Raw genomic sequence first — 16321 nt, forward strand, 5'->3', positions numbered from 1 at the left:
GGTGGGGGCGGGGGGGGGGCGGGCGCGGGGGGGGGGGGGCCGCCGCCGGGGGGGGGGGGGGGGGGCGGGGGGGGGGGGGGGGGGGGGCCGGCGCCGCCGGGGCGGCCCCCCCCCCCCCCCGACGCGGCGCTGGACCGGGTCGGCCTGCACCACCGGGGTACGGCGCTGGCCGGGACCCTCGCCCACGGCGAGAAGCGGAAGCTGGAGATCGCCCTGCTGCTCGCCGGCGAGCCCCGGGTGATGCTGCTCGACGAGCCGATGGCCGGGGTCAGCGCCGAGGACGTGCCCGAGCTGGTCAGCGTCATCAAGTCACTGACCGGCGACAGCGGCCGGTCGGTGCTCATGGTGGAGCACCACATGGACGTGATCCTGGAACTGGCCGACCGGATCGCCGTGATGCACCACGGCGCGCTGCTGGCCTGCGACACCCCGGACACGGTGATGGCCAACGCCACCGTCCAGGAGGCGTACCTGGGGGAGTCGCTATGAGTGAACCCGTTCTCAGCGTGGAGAACCTGTCGGTGCGGATCGCCGGGCTGCACATCCTCCAGGGCGTGTCGTTCGACGTCGCGCCGACCGGGGTGACCGTGCTGCTCGGTCGCAACGGCGTCGGCAAGACCACCACGCTGCGCGCGATCGTCGGCCTGACCCCCCGCAACGGCGAGGTCCGCGGCACGATCCGGATGGGCGCGCAGAGCCTGCTGGCCCGCCCCACCCACCGGCTGGTCCGCGGCGGCCTCGGCTACGTGCCGGAGGACCGCTGCGTCTTCGCCGCGCTCACCGTCGCGGAGAACCTGCGGCTCGCCGAACGGCGGGGCACCACGCCGGCGTACGACAAGGTCTTCGCGCTCTTCCCCGAGCTGGACCGGCGCGGACGGCAACGGGCCGGTTCGCTCTCCGGCGGGCAGCAGCAGATGCTCGCGATCGGCCGGGTGCTGCTCAACGACAACCGGCTGCTGCTGGTCGACGAGCCGACCAAGGGGTTGGCGCCGAAGGTGGTGACCGAGGTGGCGGAGGTGCTGGAACGGGTGGCCGAATCCGTGCCGGTGCTGCTGGTCGAGCAGAACCTGGCGGTGGTACGGCGGCTGGCGCGGGACGCTGTGGTGCTCTCCGCCGGCAAGGTGGCCTGGACGGGCAACGCCCAGGAACTGCTGCTGGAGACCGCGCTGACCAAGTCGCTGCTCGGCGTCGGCTCGGGAGAGGTGCACGCGTGAACACGGTCATCCTGCTGACGCTGACCGGGCTCGGCGTGGCAGCGCTCTACTTCCTGGTCGCGTCCGGGCTCTCCCTGGTCTTCGGTCTGGCCGACGTACTCAACTTCGCGCACGGCCTCTTCCTCGGCGTCGGGGCGTACGGGACCTGGTGGGCGGTCGGAAACCTGCCCGGCGCCGGCCCCGACGGGTTCGGGTTCGTGCTGGCGGTCGCCTTCGGCGTGGTGGCCGGCGTGCTGGTGGCGGTGCTTGTCGAGCTGGTGCTGATCCGGCCGCTCTACTCCCGCACCATCGAGCAGGTGCTGGTCACCGTCGGCCTGTCGCTGGCCGGGGTGGCGCTGCTCCAGGCGACCTGGAGTGCCGACGCGCATCCGTTCGACCGCCCGGCCTGGACCCGGGAGGTCACCTCGATCCTCGGCGCCAAGGTGTCCAACGCCCTGCTGCTCCTGATCATCGCCGCGGTGGTGGTGCTCGGCGCGCTGCTCGCCTTCCTGCGGTTCACCCGGTACGGCCTGGTCATCCGGGCCGGGGTGGAGAACCGGGAGATGGTGACCGCGCTCGGCATCGACGTGCGCAAGGCGTTCACCCTGGTCTTCGCGATCGGCGGGGCCGCCGCCGCGCTGGCCGGCGCGCTCGGCGGGGTCTACTTCGGCACCGTCTCGCCCGGGCAGGGCGGCTCGCTGCTGATCTTCGCGTTCATCGTGGTGGTCATCGGCGGGATGGGCTCGGTCGTCGGGTCCGCGTACGCGGCGGTCGCGGTGGGGCTGCTGCAACAGTTCGTCAACTACTACGGCACCTCCGGGCTGGGCGACATCTGCGTGGTCGGGCTGCTCGCCGTGGTGCTGCTGCTGCGTCCGCAGGGCCTGGCCGGAAAGGTGGCAACCGCATGACCAACTCGGTGGTCGACGCGCCCCCGGCGCAGGTGCCCGACGAGCTGACCCCCGGGCCCGCCCGCTGGCACGGGCTGCGCCCGTACCTGCCGCTGGTCGCGCTGGTGGTGGCGGCGATCCTGCCGTACTCGACGGTCAACCTGCCGGGGATCTTCGAGGGGCCGCTGAACTCGCCGGGCACCCTGCAACTGCTCGCCATCTGCCTGGTCTTCGGCGGGCTGGCCGCCGGCTACGACCTGCTCTTCGGCCGGACCGGGATGCTCTCCTTCGGGCACGCGCTCTACTTCGCCGCCGGCGTCTACGGCACCGACATCCTGGTCACCAAGGCCGGGCTGCCGCTGTGGGAGGCGGCGCTGTTCACCGTCGTCGGCGGGACGATCCTCGCCGCGCTGCTCGGTGCGGTCGCGCTGCGTACGGTCGGCATCGCGTTCGCCATGGTGACGCTGGCCTTCGCCCAGGTCGGGGCGATCCTGGTGGCCCGGAACTTCGGCGGGCTCACCGGCGGCGAGGAGGGGTTGCCGCTGGACGTGTCCGGGCTGCCGTCGGCGCTGGTCGGGGTCGCCAACACGGTCAACCTCTACTGGCTCGCGCTGGCGTACCTGGCCCTGGTGGTCCTCGTGGTGCACCGGGTGAGCGGCTCGCCGACCGGGCGGGTGCTGGCCGGGCTGCGCGACGACGAGCGGCGGATCGGGGTGCTCGGGCTCGACCCGTACCGGTTCAAGCTGGTCGCGTTCACCCTGGCCGGCGGGCTGGCGAGCGCCGGCGGGGCGGTCTACTGCCTGATCGTGGGCGGGGCGAGCCCGCACGTGACCTCATCCGAGCTGACCCTGTCGCTGCTGGTCATGGTGGTGCTCGGCGGTCCGGGCACCCGCTGGGGCCCGGTCCTGGGCGGCATCCTCTACATGTACCTGGACCACCGCCTGACGGCCTTCGGCACGAGCGAGGCGGTCAACGGCCTCCCGGCGTTCCTCAGCCGCCCCCTGAGCCAACCGCTGTTCGTCCTCGGCACCGTCTTCATCCTGGCCGTGTACTTCTTCCCCGGCGGCCTGGCCAGCCTCCGCTCCCGCCTCCACCCCCTCCTCACCGCCCTCCCTCACCGCCGCTGACCCCCGCCCCCTCGCTGTTGATCAAGGAGTTTGCGTCGGGATTCGGCCGTAGGATGACGCAAACTCCTTGATCAACGCGGAAGGGGAAAGGCATGGGGGAGAGTCGGTTCGCGGTGGTCAGTGGGGGCGGGACCGGGATCGGGGCGGCCGTCACCAAGGGGCTCGTGCTCGACGGGTTCGAGGTGCTGATCGTGGGGCGGCGGGCGGAGGTGCTGCTGGAGACCGCCGGGCGGATCTCGGCGGAGTGTGACCGGCCGTCCGCGGTCAGCGCGGTCACCGCCGACCTGACCGACCCCGCCCAGCTCACCGGCGTGGTCGAGGCGATCGGGGAGCGGACCGTCGACGTCGTGGTGAACAACGCCGGCGGCTACCTGGGTGGACCGACGGAGACGCTGCCCGATGTGGCGGCCTGGTGGCGGGCCAACCTGGACGCCAACGTGCTCACCGCCGTCCTGCTCACCGAGGCGCTGCTGCCCGCCCTGCGCCGGCCGGGCGGCCGGGTGCTCCTGATCAGCTCGATCGCCGCCCAGCGGGGCGGGGCCGGGCCGTACTCGGCGGCCAAGGCGGCGCTGCACGGCTGGGCGTACGACCTGGCCGCCCAGCTCGGCCCGGAGGGGATCACGGCCAACGTGGTCAGCCCCGGGTACGTCGCCGAGACCGAGTTCTTCGGCGACCGGATGACGCCGGAGGGGCACGCCAAGCGGGTCGCGGCCACCCTGGTCGGCCGGGCCGGCGTACCGGACGACATCGCGGCGGCCGTCCGCTACCTGGCCGGCCCCGACGCCGGTTACGTCACCGGCCAGGTCCTCGGCGTCAACGGCGGCTCCGTCCTCGGCCGCTGACGCAGGGGCGGCGGCCCCCCGTGTGGCCGCCGCCCCCGCCCGGTCGTGGATCAGCTGTTCAGCAGCTCGTACGCCAGGGACGGCGCCTTGGTCACCGCGCTCCCGGTCGGCACGGCGATCTTCGGGGTGCTGCCGAAGTCGGCGTAGCTCACGACGTACCGGTACGCCTTCCGCTTCCCGGCTGCCGGCACCGAGAGCACCAGCGAGGTGAGGTGCCCGTCCGGCCCCACCTGGGCGGTGAAGGGGACGTGCCGGCCCGCCTCACCGAGCGCCGCCGCCTCGCCGTCGTCCAGCGCCTTGGCCGCCTCGCCGCCGGTCACGTCGATGAACCCGGCGTACCGCCCGGGGCCCTGCTGCTCGACGGAGGTGGCCGCGTCGATCAGCGGGCCGGCGTTGCCCTGGTCCGCGCCGTCGTAGCGGGGCACGCCGTCGCCGTCGGTGAGCTTGGCCTTGTCCAGCGCCATCCACTTGTCGGGGAACTTCGGCAGGCCCGGGTGGCCGCTGAACTTCGCCTTCATCCAGACCTTGTCCTCGATGATCAGGAACGACATCTTCGAGGTGATGCCGTCCTTGTCCGGCGGCGCGACCATGTTCATCTCCATGGCCTTCGACGCCGGGTCGATCCGCCCGCTCATGTCCCCCGACGAGTCCTTCCCGGTGAACCGGAAGGCCCCCGCGCGCTCGTCCGGAACGGCGGCGAGGAGCGCCTGCTTCGGGTCGGCGCTCGGGCTGGCGGCCGGACGCGTTCCCGGCTCGGCGGCCGGGTCGCTCTTCGGTCCGCAACCGGCGAGCAGGGTGGTGGCGGCCAGCACGGCCGCGACCGTGCCCATCGTCCGTCGGACGGTCCGGGTGCTGCCCGTTGCCTGTGTCATCGTTGTTCTCTTTCTCGATCCGTGGCCTCTGCCGATGACGATGCTGCGGGCGGCCACGGCGGTTCGGCTGCCGATATGCTGCGGTCCGACTGCCGGGCCCCGCCGTCCGGCCACGTCGGGGGCGTCAGGAGCGGAAACTCGCATGTCAGGAACGCAGGTGCCGCCGGGCCCGGACCGGCCCGAGCCGCCGCGGCTGCGGTTCGCGCTCCTCGGTCCGCAGCGCGCCTGGTACGCCGACCGCCCGCTGGACCTCGGTCCGGGCAAGCAGCGGGCCGTGCTGGCCGTGCTGCTGCTCGCCCCCGGCCGCCCGGTGCCCACCGGGCAGATCGTCGACGCGGTCTGGCCCGAGGAGCCGCCCGCGAACGGCCCCAACGTGGTGCAGAAGTACGTCGCCGGACTGCGCCGGGTGCTCGAACCCGAGCGGTCGCCGCGTACGCCGGGGCAGGTGTTGACCCTGACCGACGCCGGCTACCTGCTGCGGGTCCCGCCGGAGGCGGTGGACGCGGTCCGCTTCGAGCGCGGGGTGCACCGGGCCCGGCAGGGGAACGCGGCGGGGCGTACGTCCGAGGCGCTGGCGGAGCTGACCGCCGCCCTGGACCTGTGGCAGGGCGAGCCGTTCACCGGTTTCGCCGGACCGTTCTTCGAGGCCGCCCGGCACCGGCTGGTCGAACTGCGCGCCGTCGCCCTGGAGACCCGCGTCGAGCTGGAACTGGCCAGCGGGCGGCACGGCGAACTGGTCGGCGAACTGGTCGAGCTGGTCCGCGAGTTCCCCGTCCGCGAACGGCTGCGCCAGCAGCTCATGCTGGCGCTCTACCGCAGTGGCCGGCAGGCCGAGGCGCTCGCCGCGTACCGGGAGTTCGCCGGACTGCTTCGCGAGGAGTACGGCATCGAGCCGGGCGAGGTGCTCCAGGGGTTGCACGGGCGGATCCTCCGCTCGGACCCCACGCTGCTGCCGGCGGAGTCCGCGCCCACCGCGCCGCCCGCGACCCCGGCCGTGCCGGCCCAGGGGGCGCGTCTCGTCGAGTCGGCCATCGCCGCGGTTCCCCCGGCACCCGAAGGCGCCGCCGCATCCGTGCCCGTGCCCGTGCCCCCCGCATCCCCGCCCGCGGCCGTGTCCGCCGCACCGCTGGTGCCGTCGGACCGGGGTGCCGGACCGGTGCCGCCGCCGGCCGGCTGGCTGCCGCCGGTCGGCACCGGCGGGCCGGCGCAGGGCTGGCCGGAGGACGCGCCGTCGCCGGCGCCTGCCGTGCCGCGGCCCGGCCTGCCCCGCTGGGTGAGCGTCGGCGCCACCGTGCTGGCCGCGCTCACCGCCCTCGCCTCCTTCGGCCTGCTCACCTGGCTGGTGGTGCTCCTGTACGCGATCTGGCGGCGGAGCTGGCGCAACGGCCTCGCGGCGGCCTACTACCTGATCACGGCGGGGACCTTCCTGGGCATCGTCGGCAACAGCGAGACGGAGGAGGTGTCCAACCTCGAGGGGTTCGTGATCACCGTCTGGCTGATCACCTGGATGGTCGGCGTGGTGCACGCCGTGCTGCTCAACGGCTGGCTGCTCGGCTGGCTCGGCGCACGCTGGCGTCGCCGGCCCCTGGCGGACGATCGCCGGGTGCGCCGGGAGCATGCCCGCTACCTGCTCTACCACTACCCGACTGCGCGCCGGGAGCTGGGCATCGGCCGTCCCGACCTGCCCCGGGCGTACGACGACGGCGGCCTGGTCGACATCAACGCCGTGCCGGATCAGGTGATCACCGGGCTGCCCGGGCTGAGCCCGACGCAGGCGCAGCACCTGATGCTTGACCGGCGCGTGCGCGGCCCGTACGCCTCGATGGAGGAGCTGGCCGGCCGCTGCCTGCTGCCGCCAACCGTGACCGATCCGCTCCGCGAGGTGCTGCTCTTCCTGCCGCCGCCGTCCTCGTGACGGCGGCCGGGGCCGGCGCGCCTGGTAGAAATGCCGGATGAGCCAGGATCGGGCGACCGTACGGGAGCGGGCCGAGGCGGTGCTGCGCCGGCTGGCGGGCGACCACGCCCGGCTCCGTGAGGACCAGTGGCGGGCCATCGAGGCCCTCGTCGTGGACCGGCGCCGGGTGCTCTGCGTGCAGCGCACCGGGTGGGGCAAGTCGGCGGTCTACTTCGTCGCCACCGCGCTGCTGCGCGAGGGCGGCGAGCACGGCCCGACGGTGATCGTCTCGCCGCTGCTGGCGCTGATGCGCAACCAGGTCGAGTCGGCGGCCCGGGCCGGCATCCGGGCCCGCACCATCAACTCGGCCAACCTGGACGAGTGGGACGAGATCACCGCCGAGATCCACGCCGGGGCGGTGGACGTGCTGCTGATCAGCCCGGAACGGCTCAACAACCCGGACTTCCGGGACGGCGTGCTGCCGAAACTCGCCGCCACCACCGGACTCCTGGTGGTGGACGAGGCGCACTGCGTCTCCGACTGGGGGCACGACTTCCGGCCCGACTACCGGCGGCTGCGTACCTTCCTCGCCGAACTGCCGGAGCGGACGCCGGTGCTGGCCACCACCGCCACCGCCAACGCCCGGGTCACCCAGGACGTGGCCGAGCAGTTGGGTGACGCCCTGGTGCTGCGGGGGACGCTGGACCGGGAGTCGCTGCGTCTGGGCGTGGTCGACCTGCCCAGCCCGGCGCACCGGCTGGCGTGGCTCGCCGACCACCTGGACCGGCTCCCCGGGTCCGGCATCATCTACACCCTCACCGTGGCGGCGGCCGGCGAGACCGCGGAGTCCCTGCGGGCTCGGGGCTGGTCGGTGGCGGCGTACACCGGGCAGGCCGAGGACGCGGACCGGCGCGCGGCCGAGCAGGACCTGCTCGACAACAAGATCAAGGCGCTGGTCGCCACCAGCGCGCTCGGCATGGGCTTCGACAAGCCGGACCTCGGTTTCGTGGTGCACCTCGGCGCCCCGCCCTCGCCGATCGCCTACTACCAGCAGGTCGGGCGCGCCGGCCGGGCCGTCGAACACGCCGAGGTGCTGCTGCTGCCCGGCGTCGAGGACGCGGCCATCTGGCGCTACTTCGCCTCGCTCGCCTTCCCGCCCGAGGAGCAGGTCCGGGCGGTGTTGGCGGCACTGCATCCGGACCGGCCGATCTCCACCCAGGCCCTCGAACCGATCGTCGACCTGCGCCGGGCCCGGCTGGAGCTGATGCTCAAGGTGCTCGACGTGGACGGCGCGGTCCGCCGGGTCCGCGGCGGCTGGCTCGCCACCGGCGCGCCCTGGGTCTACGACGAGGCCCGGTTGCGCCGCGTCGCCCAGGCACGCACCGCGGAGCAGCAGGCCATGCGGGAGTACGCGGCCACGCCCGCCTGCCGGCTGCGCTACCTGCGGGAGTGCCTGGACGACGCCGGGGCGGGCGACTGCGGTCGCTGCGACAACTGCGCCGGCCCGCTCTTCACCGCCGAGGTCTCCGACGCCGCGCTGACCGCCGCGCAGACCTTCCTCGGCCGCCCCGGCGTGGAGATCCCGCCGAAGAAGCTCTGGCCGACCGGCCTCGACGCGGTCGGCGTACCGCTGAAGGGACGCATCCCTCCGGCGGAGCAGGCGCTGCCCGGGCGGGCCGTGGGGCGGCTCTCCGATCTCGGTTGGGGCGGGCGGCTGCGCGGCCTGGTCGGCCCGGACACGGCGGACGCTCCGGTGCCGGACGACGTGGCGGCGGCCGTGGTCGAGGTGCTGAAGGCGTGGGCGCACGGCGACGACCCGTGGCCGCGCCGCCCGGTCGGGGTGGTCGCGGTCGGCTCGCGCACCCACCCGGCGCTGGTCGGCTCGCTCGCTGATCGGATCGCCGCCGTGGGCCGGCTGCCGCTGCTCGGCCGGGTCACGCCGACCGGGCCGTCGGCCGGGGGCGGGCCGCGTGGCAACAGCGCCCAGCGGGTACGCGCCCTGCACGACGCCTTCGTCCTGCCCGACGAGTTGGCCGACGCCCTGGCCGGCCTGGACGGGCCGGTGCTGCTCGTGGACGACCTGGTCGACTCCGGCTGGACCATGACCATGGTGGCCCGGCTGCTGCGCCGGGCCGGCGCCCCCGACGTCCTGCCGCTGGCCCTCGCGGTCGCCGGCTGAGGTCGTCCTCGCCGGGGCCCCGGGTCGCGCTGACGTTGTCGTGCCGCCCGCCGGGAAAGTTCCCGGGCCGGTCGGATTGCGAGCGTCGCCACGGTCACGGACCGTCCGCGGGCCGGTACGGCGCCCGCCGGTACCGTGGTCCCATGACCGAGCAGCGACCCGTCGTCCAGACGTACACCGTCACCGGGATGACCTGCGAGCACTGCGTGCGGGCGGTGACCGACGAGCTCTCCGCCCTCCCCGGCGTCGAGGAGGTCCGGGTCGACCTGGCGGCCGGCACGGCCACGGTCACCAGCGCCGAGCCGCTGCCGGTCGAGTCCGTCCGGGCCGCCGTCGACGAGGCGGGCTACGACCTGGCCGGCGGCGTTGCCTGAGCCGTCGCCCGCCGCGCCGGAATCGTCCCCGGTCGCGTCGGCGTCGCCGGCCGGTCCCGGCGCGCCCCTCGGGGTGGACCGGGGCACGCTCCGGCTCGCCCTCGTGGTGGGCGGTCTGGTCCTCGCCGTGCTGCTCGGCTTCGGCCTCGGCCGGCTCAACCCGGCGCCGGCCGCCGCCCCCGGCGGCGTCCCGGCGGAGGCCGCCGGGCACACCCACACCCCGGGCACCGGTGCCCACCCGCACGGCGGGGCCGACGTCACCCAGGCCGGCGGCGCGGACGCGGCCGGCCTCTCGATCAACTCGGGCGGCTGGACGCTCGCCCCGTCGACCGTGGAGTTTCCCGTCGGCCGGGCCGGTGAGCTGCGGTTCCAGATCCAGGACGAGCGGCGCCGCCCGGCCACCCGCTTCGCCGTCGTGCACGACAAGCCGATGCACCTCATCGTGGTGCGCCGGGATCTCACCGGCTACCAGCACCTGCACCCGACCATGGCGCCCGACGGCACCTGGTCGGTGCCGCTGACCCTGACCACGGCCGGTGTCTGGCGGGCGTACGCCGACTTCACCGTGGTCGCCGACGACGGCCGGCAGACCGCCGCCACGCTCGGCGTCGACCTGGCCGTCGCCGGCCCGTACGCGCCCCGGCCGCTGCCGGCGCCGGCCGTCTCGACCACGGTCGAACGGTTCACCGTCGGCTACCAGGGCAGCCCGAAGCCGGGAGAGGCCGTGCCGGTGCGGTTCACCGTCACGGCCGGCGGCGGACCGGCCGCGCTGGAACGCTACCTCGGCGCGTACGGGCACCTGGTCGCGCTGCGCGAGGGGGATCTGGGCTACCTGCACGTGCATCCCGGGCCGCAGGCCGAGTCGGGCACGGTGACGTTCTGGACGACGGTGCCCGGGCCGGGCCGCTACCGGATGTTCCTCGACTTCCAGGTCGGCGGGGTGGTGCGCACCGCCGAGTTCACCCTGGTCGTGGGCTGAGCGGTCAGCCCGCCCGGCGGACCGGCCGGCGGGCCAGATAGCGGAGCAGGTCGCGGATGTGGTGCTTCTCCTCCGCGGGCACGGTCGGGTCGGCCAGCCGCTCCAGGATCACCCGTACGTCCGCCTCCACCGGGGCGTCCTCGCCGCCGCGACGGCGGGGGACCGGACCGGCGTCGGGCAGGCCGAGAGCGCGGAAGGCGGCCGCCACCGGCAGATCGAGGGCGGCGCAGAAGCCCCGGACCTTGGCCAGCTCGGGATAGTCCTGCCAGTCGCCGGCCAGCCACCGGAACACGGTCGACCGCCCCACGCCGGTGTGCGTGGCCAGGTCGGTCACCGTCCAGCCGCGCTCCTCGCGGGCGTCGTCGATGGCGCGCCGGACGAAGCGCGCGAAGGCCATCTGTGGCGAAACCTCTGCCGAACCCATCCCTGGAGGGTCATCCTTCCCGGCCGGCGCACCGGACGGTGCGCCTTAAGAGGTTAGTACGACGGGGCGTCGAAGCAACTGACTGATCGGTCGGAAGGTCCCGTGGCCGGGACCGTTCGCTTGTCCCGCGTCAACTACCCGCGGAGCAGCGTCTCCAGCCGCGGCGTGACGCCCCACTGGCCGGTCAGCTCCCGGTACTCGGCGCGCTGGTCGGGGGTCGGCGCGCCGGCGGTCCGGCGGGCGCGGATGAGCAGATTGCGCGGGGTGTGCGCGGAGTCGACGAACTCCACCACCTCGGTCCGGTATCCGTGCAGCCGGAGCAGCCCCGCCCGGAGCGCGTCGGTCAGCACGTCCGCGAACCGTTCCCGCAGGATGCCCTGCCGGGTGAGCAGCTCGTACGGCGCGGGCGCGGGACGGGACCGCACCTGGGCCGCGATGTCGTGGTGGCAGCACGGGGCGGCCAGCACCCAGCGGGCACCCCACCGGACCGCGCGGGCCAGCGCCTCGTCGGTCGCGGTGTCGCAGGCGTGCAGCGCCAGCACCAGGTCGGGCGCCGGCTCGACCACGGCGTCGGCGATGGTGCCGGCCACGAACCGGACCTGGTCCGCCCAGCCCAGCCGCTCGGCCAGCTCGGTGTTGCGCCGGCGCTGGTCCTCCCGGACGTCCACGCCGACCAGCTCGACCTTCAGCCCAAGCTGGGCGAGATAGCGGTACGCCGCGAAGGTCAGGTAGGCGTTGCCGCAGCCCAGGTCGACCACCCGCAACGGCCCGGTGAGGTCGTCCGGCAGGGTCGCCGCCAGCGCCCGCAGGAAGGCGTCGACCTGGCGGCGCTTGGCTGCCGAGCCGCCGATCTCGGCGAAGAGTGGGTCACCCGGGTCCAGCAGCCAGTCCTTGGCCCGGTCGTGACCGCCCGGCTCCGGGGCGGGACGGCTCGCCGCCGCCCGGTGCACCTGCGCCTCGCCCGACTTGGTCACCCGGAGCTGGAGCGTGGTGTCCGCCGTCTCGACGTGCCAGTTGCCGAAGGGCTCGGCGAGCAGTTCGTCGACCGCCGCGCCGGCCTCCGCGCCGGGCGCCACGTTCCGGGTGTACGGCCGGGCGCCGTCCGAGGTGGAGATCTGCAGCCGGGTACCGGCCTTGAGGGTGACCGGGCGCAGCTCGGCCCGGACCACGGAAGGGCGGTGACCACGGCGTCGGCCGGCGGCGACCGCCCGGGTCAGGGCGGGGTCGAGCAGCAGCGCCCGCACCTCGGTCAGGGCGGCGTCCAGCGGTTCCGGCATCGCTCCATCATCCTTCCCGGCCGCCGGGGCGCCCCCGCCGGCCGATCCTGGTCGTGCTGTTCCGGGTCCGGGGCGAGGTCCCGGCCCGCCGCCGGCCGCCCGTGCTTTCGGGGACCACGCTGCCTGCTCCGGGCGACGCCCCGCGACCGGCCGTTCCTGCTCCGGATGAAGCCGGTGACCGGCTGTCCGCGCATCGGGCGGCACCCCCTGAATCACCTTTGCTCTGCTTCAACGGAGGCAACACCCACGGCCGAAAAGTGTTGCGTGGGCTGAAGCAGAGCAAAGGCGGCCGGGAGCTTTCCCCCTCCCCATCGGCGCCCAGCGGCGAGGACGGGCCCCCGGCGGCGCAGACGAGACGTCCCCCGTGCCGAGCTGCGGCGCGAGGGACGTCAGGTCTCGCAGGATCAGTCCGCGGTCGCCTCGGCCGGCGTACCGGCGCCCGAACCGCCGCCACCACGACGGCGCCGGCGGCGGCGCGGCTTGGCCGCCGACTCGCCGTCGGCGGCGGACGCGGCGGCCGGCTCGGCGCCAGCCCCGTCGGAGATCACCGCGGTCGGCTGCTCGCCCGCGACCACCTCGCCGGCCCGGCGACGCCGGCGGCGACGCGGGGTCCGGGTGCCCTCTTCGGCGCCGGCGGTTTCGGCGGCGGTGTCGCCCTCGTCGGCCGGCGTCGCGGCGGAGTCGCCCCGGCGGCCCCGGTCGCGCTCCCGGCCCCGGCCGTCGCCGCGCCGTGCGCCCCGCTCGCCCCGCCGCGACCGGCCGCCGCCCAGGTCCTCCTCGACCTCCGCGGACAGCCCGGCGCGGGTGCGCTCCGCGGTCGGCAGGGTGCCGCTGATGTCGGTGGGGATCTCCAGGTCGGTGTAGAGGTGCGGGGAGGTGTGGTACGTCTCCGGCGGCTCGGGCATGTCGAGACCGAGGGTCTTGTCGATGATCCGCCAACGGGGCATGTCGTCCCAGTCGACGAAGGTCACCGCCACCCCGGTCGCGCCCGCCCGGCCGGTACGACCGATCCGGTGGGTGTAGGTGTCCTGGTCCTCGGGGCAGTCGTAGTTGATGACGTGGGTGACCCCGGTGACGTCGATGCCGCGGGCCGCCACGTCGGTGGCGACCAGGGTGTCGATCTTGCCGGCGCGGAACGCCCGCAGTGCCCGCTCCCGGGCGCCCTGGCCCAGGTCGCCGTGCACGGCCGCGACCGCGAAGCCGCGGAAGTCGAGGTCCTCGGCGACCCGGTCGGCGGCCCGCTTGGTGCGGGTGAAGATCATGGTCAGGCCCCGCCCCTCCGCCTGGAGAATCCGCGCCACGATCTCGACCTTGTTCATCGAGTGGGTGCGGTAGGCCAGCTGCTTGGTCTGCGGGTTCGGGCCGGTCTCCGCCGTGTGCCCGGCGTGGATGGTCACCGGCCGGCGCAGGAAGCGCCGGGAGAGCGCGACGATCGGATCCGGCATGGTGGCCGAGAAGAGCATGGTCTGCCGGTCCTCCGGCAGCATCGCCAGGATCTTCTCGACGTCGTCCAGGAAGCCCAGGTCGAGCATCCGGTCCGCCTCGTCGAGGACGAGCGCGCGTACCCGGTCGAGCCGCAGGTGCTTCTGCTTCTGCAGGTCCATCAGGCGACCGGGGGTGCCGACCAGGATCTCGACGCCCTTGCGCAGCGCCTCGATCTGCGGCTCGTAGGCCACGCCGCCATAGATCGGCAGCACCCGGACGCCCCGGGTGCGACCGGCGGCATCCAGGTCCTTGGCGACCTGGATGCCCAGCTCACGGGTGGGTACGACGACCAGCGCCTGGGGCACGCCGTCACTTCCCTCGGAGGGGGCGAAGACCCGCTCCAGCAGCGGGATGCCGAAACCGAGGGTCTTGCCGGTGCCGGTCGGCGCCTGGCCGATCAGGTCGACGCCGCGCAGCGCGATCGGCAGCGCGTACTCCTGGATGGCGAAGGCGCGGTTGATGCCGGCGGCGGCCAGGGCCTCGACGGTCTCCTGTCGGGCGCCGAGCGCGGCGAAAGTGGGAGCTTCCGGACGGACCGGAGCGGTGGGGGCCAGCGGCTGGCCTTGAATCTGCTCGCTCATATGGATTTGGGGGTGCCCTCTCGTGGTGCGCCCCTCATGTCCTCAGGGCGCGGTCGGTATGGCGCGGGCCACACGGTCGGGGGCGGTACGCCGAGCCGGACCGGGCCGCACGCGCGCCGGGGACCGGTGCTGATCAGGTGAACTGACCGAATCGGTGCCCACGGCAACTGTCTCATCCTACCTGAACCACCCTCAAGGAGTCCTGATTCCGGGTGACCGGTCGGCGGCCGGGGGTGATTGATGTGAGCTGGACCACAGATCATCTCGGCGGTAGCCTGCCCTGGTGTCCGCCCCCGATCCCGCCGTGGTCGACCTGCTCGGCCTGGTCGCGTACGGCGAACTGCTCGCCTTCGACCGGCTCGCCGCCGATGCCCGCCTCGCCCCGGACCTGCGCCGCCGGGCGGCGCTGTGCGAGATGGCGGCCGCCGAGATCGCGCACTACCGCTGGATCGCGGACCGGATCACCGCCCTCGGCGGCACCCCTGACGACGCCATGGGCCGGTACGCCGAGGCGCTGGAGGCGTACCACGACTCGACCGAGCCGAAGGACTGGCCCGAGGCGGTGACCAAGGCGTACGTGGGGGACGCGATCACCGACGACTTCCTGCGGGAGATCGCCGACGGGCTCGCGGACCCCGACCGCCGGCTCGTCCTGGACGTGCTGCACGACTCGCGGTACGCCGAGTTCGCCGCCGCCGAGATCCGGGCGGCCATCGCCGCCGACCCCCGGGTGGCCAACCGGCTCTCCATGTGGGCACGCCGGCTGGTCGGGGAGGCGCTCTCCCAGGCCGGTCGGGTCGCCGCCGCGGACCGGGGCGCGCTGACCGCGCTGATCGGCCGTCGGCAGGGGGTGGACGTGCCGGCGCAGGTTCGCCCGCTGACCGACGCGCACACCGCGCGGATGACCGCCGCGGGGCTGAACAACTGAGCCCGGCACCGTCGTGGCGGGCGCCCCGCCACGACGGCCCGGCGCGGAATCAGCGGACGGTGAACCCGACCGCGCGGGGCGAGGCCTCGGCGACCTCGACGTAGGCGACCTTGGTGACCGGCACGATGACCCGCCGGCCCTTCTCGTCGGTCAGGGAGAGGGTGCCCTCGCCCTTGGCGATGGCATCGGTCACGATCTGCTCGATCTCGGCCGGCGACTGAGCGCTCTCCAGGACCAGCTCCCGCGGCGCGTACTGCACGCCGATCTTGACCTCCACAGTGCCTCCTCAACTGGGGCGAAAAAGCCGCCGTGGGAAGGCTATCCGATCTGCGGGCCCGATGTTCAGGCTGACTCACCTTGCAGCGGGAAGCTGGCGATGCCCCGCCAGGAGAGGGCGGCGACCAGCGCCTCCGCCTCCGCCTTGGGCACCTGCCGGCCCCGGGCCAGCCAGAACTGGGCGGCCGTCTCCGCCGCCCCGACCAGCCCGGAGGCGAGCAGCTCGGCGTGCGCCCGGCTGACGCCGGTGTCCGAGATGATGGTGTCGGTGATCGCGGCGATGCAGCCCTGCTCGACCCGTTCGACCCGTTGCCGGACCGCCGGGTCGTTGCGCAGGTCCGACTCGAAGACCAGCCGGAAGGCCTCGCTCTCGTGGTCGACGAAGTCGAAGTACGCGCGCACCGAGGCGCTGACCCGCTCCTTGTTGTCGTTGGTGCCGCGCATCGCGTCGTGCACCTTCGCCACGATGGCGTCGCAGTGCGTGTCCAGCAGCGCCAGGTAGAGCTCCATCTTGCCCGGGAAGTGCTGGTAGAGCACGGGCTTGGAGACTCCCGCCCGCTCGGCGATGTCGTCCATCGCGGCGGCGTGGTAGCCCTGCGCGACGAACACCTCCTGCGCGGCCGCGAGCAGCTGCTTGCGCCGCGCCGAACGGGGCAGGCGGGTGGGCCGGCCGGCGGTCTGTGCACCGTTCCCCACAGCGGTCATGGGAACCTCCGAGTTTCTTCGTACGAGCCGGCACTTATCACCCGAACCGGTCGGGGTTCGTGAACCCGTCCCGGAATTGGCCCGCCGCTGTAACTTATCGCCACTGTCACCACACGGTAGCCTCAGCGGGGGCGACCAAGGAGCGCGCGGTGACTGAATCAGGGCAACCCGGAGCCGCCACCCCGGGAGAGCACGGCGACGGGACGGGTCAGCAGGACGACCTGGCCCGTACCGGCAGCGGGTGGGCGTCCCCGGCGACCGGCTGGGCCCGCGGCGCCCCGGCGCCCGGCGGCTGGTC

Annotated in this window: 15 protein-coding genes and 1 pseudogene; 10 read left to right on the plus strand and 6 right to left on the minus strand. The window is 74.4% G+C overall.

Going from position 1 to position 16321, the window contains the following annotated elements:
- Positions 1–120 precede the first annotated feature (120 nt).
- The 5 genes and pseudogenes from ACWEVO_RS10710 to ACWEVO_RS10730 all read left to right on the plus strand — a co-directional run.
- A pseudogene (locus tag ACWEVO_RS10710) lies at positions 121–489 on the plus strand (ABC transporter ATP-binding protein C-terminal domain-containing protein); the annotation flags it as partial.
- The gene (locus tag ACWEVO_RS10715; RefSeq protein ID WP_452307316.1) at positions 486–1214 is read left to right on the plus strand and encodes an ABC transporter ATP-binding protein; all 729 of its coding nucleotides are present in this window, start codon (positions 486–488) and stop codon (positions 1212–1214) included. The pseudogene ACWEVO_RS10710 and the gene ACWEVO_RS10715, both read left to right, overlap by 4 nt.
- The gene (locus ACWEVO_RS10720; protein WP_452307317.1) at positions 1211–2101 is read left to right on the plus strand and encodes a branched-chain amino acid ABC transporter permease; all 891 of its coding nucleotides are present in this window, start codon (positions 1211–1213) and stop codon (positions 2099–2101) included. Before ACWEVO_RS10715 ends, ACWEVO_RS10720 begins: the two co-directional genes overlap by 4 nt.
- Entirely contained in the window at positions 2098–3207 is a 1110-nt protein-coding gene (locus tag ACWEVO_RS10725; protein WP_452307318.1) for a branched-chain amino acid ABC transporter permease, read from the plus strand. The genes ACWEVO_RS10720 and ACWEVO_RS10725 overlap by 4 nt, the downstream gene beginning before the upstream one ends.
- Positions 3208–3299: 92 nt before the next feature.
- Positions 3300–4049, plus strand: a complete 750-nt coding sequence (locus tag ACWEVO_RS10730) for an SDR family NAD(P)-dependent oxidoreductase (protein ID WP_452307319.1) — start codon at positions 3300–3302, stop codon at positions 4047–4049.
- A 50-nt stretch (positions 4050–4099) separates the two neighbouring features.
- On the opposite strand, the gene ACWEVO_RS10735 is transcribed toward ACWEVO_RS10730, so the two are convergent.
- Positions 4100–4921: a hypothetical protein gene (locus tag ACWEVO_RS10735; protein ID WP_452307320.1), complete on the minus strand. Its 822-nt coding sequence runs from the start codon at positions 4919–4921 to the stop codon at positions 4100–4102.
- 142 nt (positions 4922–5063) lie between these two features.
- On the opposite strand from ACWEVO_RS10735, the gene ACWEVO_RS10740 reads away from it, so the two are divergent.
- From ACWEVO_RS10740 to ACWEVO_RS10755, 4 genes are all read left to right on the plus strand, one after another.
- On the plus strand, positions 5064–6836 hold the full coding sequence (locus ACWEVO_RS10740) for a BTAD domain-containing putative transcriptional regulator (protein ID WP_452307321.1): 1773 nt from the start codon (positions 5064–5066) through the stop codon (positions 6834–6836).
- 37 nt (positions 6837–6873) lie between these two features.
- Positions 6874–8994, plus strand: coding sequence for a RecQ family ATP-dependent DNA helicase (locus ACWEVO_RS10745; protein ID WP_452307322.1), 2121 nt, complete (start codon positions 6874–6876; stop codon positions 8992–8994).
- Between the two features lie 143 nt (positions 8995–9137).
- Entirely contained in the window at positions 9138–9368 is a 231-nt protein-coding gene (locus ACWEVO_RS10750) for a heavy-metal-associated domain-containing protein (RefSeq protein ID WP_452307323.1), read from the plus strand.
- A gap of 73 nt (positions 9369–9441) precedes the next feature.
- Positions 9442–10347 carry a hypothetical protein gene (locus ACWEVO_RS10755; RefSeq protein ID WP_452307324.1) on the plus strand — a complete coding sequence of 302 codons (906 nt, stop codon included), beginning with the start codon at positions 9442–9444 and terminating at the stop codon, positions 10345–10347.
- A 4-nt stretch (positions 10348–10351) separates the two neighbouring features.
- On the opposite strand, the gene ACWEVO_RS10760 is transcribed toward ACWEVO_RS10755, so the two are convergent.
- The 3 genes from ACWEVO_RS10760 to ACWEVO_RS10770 all read right to left on the minus strand — a co-directional run bounded on the left by ACWEVO_RS10760 (position 10352) and on the right by ACWEVO_RS10770 (position 14114).
- Positions 10352–10771 carry a helix-turn-helix domain-containing protein gene (locus tag ACWEVO_RS10760; RefSeq protein WP_452307325.1) on the minus strand — a complete coding sequence of 140 codons (420 nt, stop codon included), beginning with the start codon at positions 10769–10771 and terminating at the stop codon, positions 10352–10354.
- 134 nt (positions 10772–10905) lie between these two features.
- Positions 10906–12048: a class I SAM-dependent methyltransferase gene (locus tag ACWEVO_RS10765; protein WP_452307326.1), complete on the minus strand. Its 1143-nt coding sequence runs from the start codon at positions 12046–12048 to the stop codon at positions 10906–10908.
- 404 nt (positions 12049–12452) lie between these two features.
- Positions 12453–14114 (minus strand): DEAD/DEAH box helicase, encoded by a 1662-nt coding sequence (locus ACWEVO_RS10770; RefSeq protein WP_452307327.1) that lies wholly within the window; start codon positions 14112–14114, stop codon positions 12453–12455.
- 283 nt (positions 14115–14397) lie between these two features.
- Here ACWEVO_RS10770 and ACWEVO_RS10775 point away from each other — a divergent pair, with 283 nt between their 5' ends.
- Positions 14398–15042, plus strand: a complete 645-nt coding sequence (locus tag ACWEVO_RS10775; RefSeq protein WP_452307328.1) for a ferritin-like fold-containing protein — start codon at positions 14398–14400, stop codon at positions 15040–15042.
- A 49-nt stretch (positions 15043–15091) separates the two neighbouring features.
- Here ACWEVO_RS10775 and ACWEVO_RS10780 read toward each other — a convergent pair whose 3' ends face one another.
- Both ACWEVO_RS10780 and ACWEVO_RS10785 read right to left on the minus strand, forming a co-directional pair.
- Entirely contained in the window at positions 15092–15319 is a 228-nt protein-coding gene (locus ACWEVO_RS10780) for a DUF3107 domain-containing protein (RefSeq protein ID WP_452307329.1), read from the minus strand.
- Positions 15320–15384: 65 nt separating this feature from the next.
- A complete protein-coding gene (locus ACWEVO_RS10785; RefSeq protein WP_452307330.1) occupies positions 15385–16023 on the minus strand; it encodes a TetR/AcrR family transcriptional regulator in 639 nt (212 codons plus the stop codon).
- Between the last annotated feature and the right edge of the window lie 298 nt (positions 16024–16321).

Source organism: Micromonospora sp. NPDC003776, from assembly GCF_053605645.1.

Bases quoted from the DNA above. Each gene is read 5' to 3' on its own strand.
- ACWEVO_RS10785 (WP_452307330.1), bottom strand. From the start codon at position 16,023: ATGACCGCTGTGGGGAACGGTGCACAGACCGCCGGCCGGCCCACCCGC.
- ACWEVO_RS10745 (WP_452307322.1), top strand. From the start codon at position 6,874: ATGAGCCAGGATCGGGCGACCGTACGGGAGCGGGCCGAGGCGGTGCTG.
- ACWEVO_RS10760 (WP_452307325.1), bottom strand. From the start codon at position 10,771: ATGGGTTCGGCAGAGGTTTCGCCACAGATGGCCTTCGCGCGCTTCGTC.
- ACWEVO_RS10770 (WP_452307327.1), bottom strand. From the start codon at position 14,114: ATGAGCGAGCAGATTCAAGGCCAGCCGCTGGCCCCCACCGCTCCGGTC.
- ACWEVO_RS10765 (WP_452307326.1), bottom strand. From the start codon at position 12,048: ATGCCGGAACCGCTGGACGCCGCCCTGACCGAGGTGCGGGCGCTGCTG.
- ACWEVO_RS10730 (WP_452307319.1), top strand. From the start codon at position 3,300: ATGGGGGAGAGTCGGTTCGCGGTGGTCAGTGGGGGCGGGACCGGGATC.
- ACWEVO_RS10750 (WP_452307323.1), top strand. From the start codon at position 9,138: ATGACCGAGCAGCGACCCGTCGTCCAGACGTACACCGTCACCGGGATG.
- ACWEVO_RS10735 (WP_452307320.1), bottom strand. From the start codon at position 4,921: ATGACACAGGCAACGGGCAGCACCCGGACCGTCCGACGGACGATGGGC.
- ACWEVO_RS10725 (WP_452307318.1), top strand. From the start codon at position 2,098: ATGACCAACTCGGTGGTCGACGCGCCCCCGGCGCAGGTGCCCGACGAG.
- ACWEVO_RS10740 (WP_452307321.1), top strand. From the start codon at position 5,064: ATGTCAGGAACGCAGGTGCCGCCGGGCCCGGACCGGCCCGAGCCGCCG.
- ACWEVO_RS10715 (WP_452307316.1), top strand. From the start codon at position 486: ATGAGTGAACCCGTTCTCAGCGTGGAGAACCTGTCGGTGCGGATCGCC.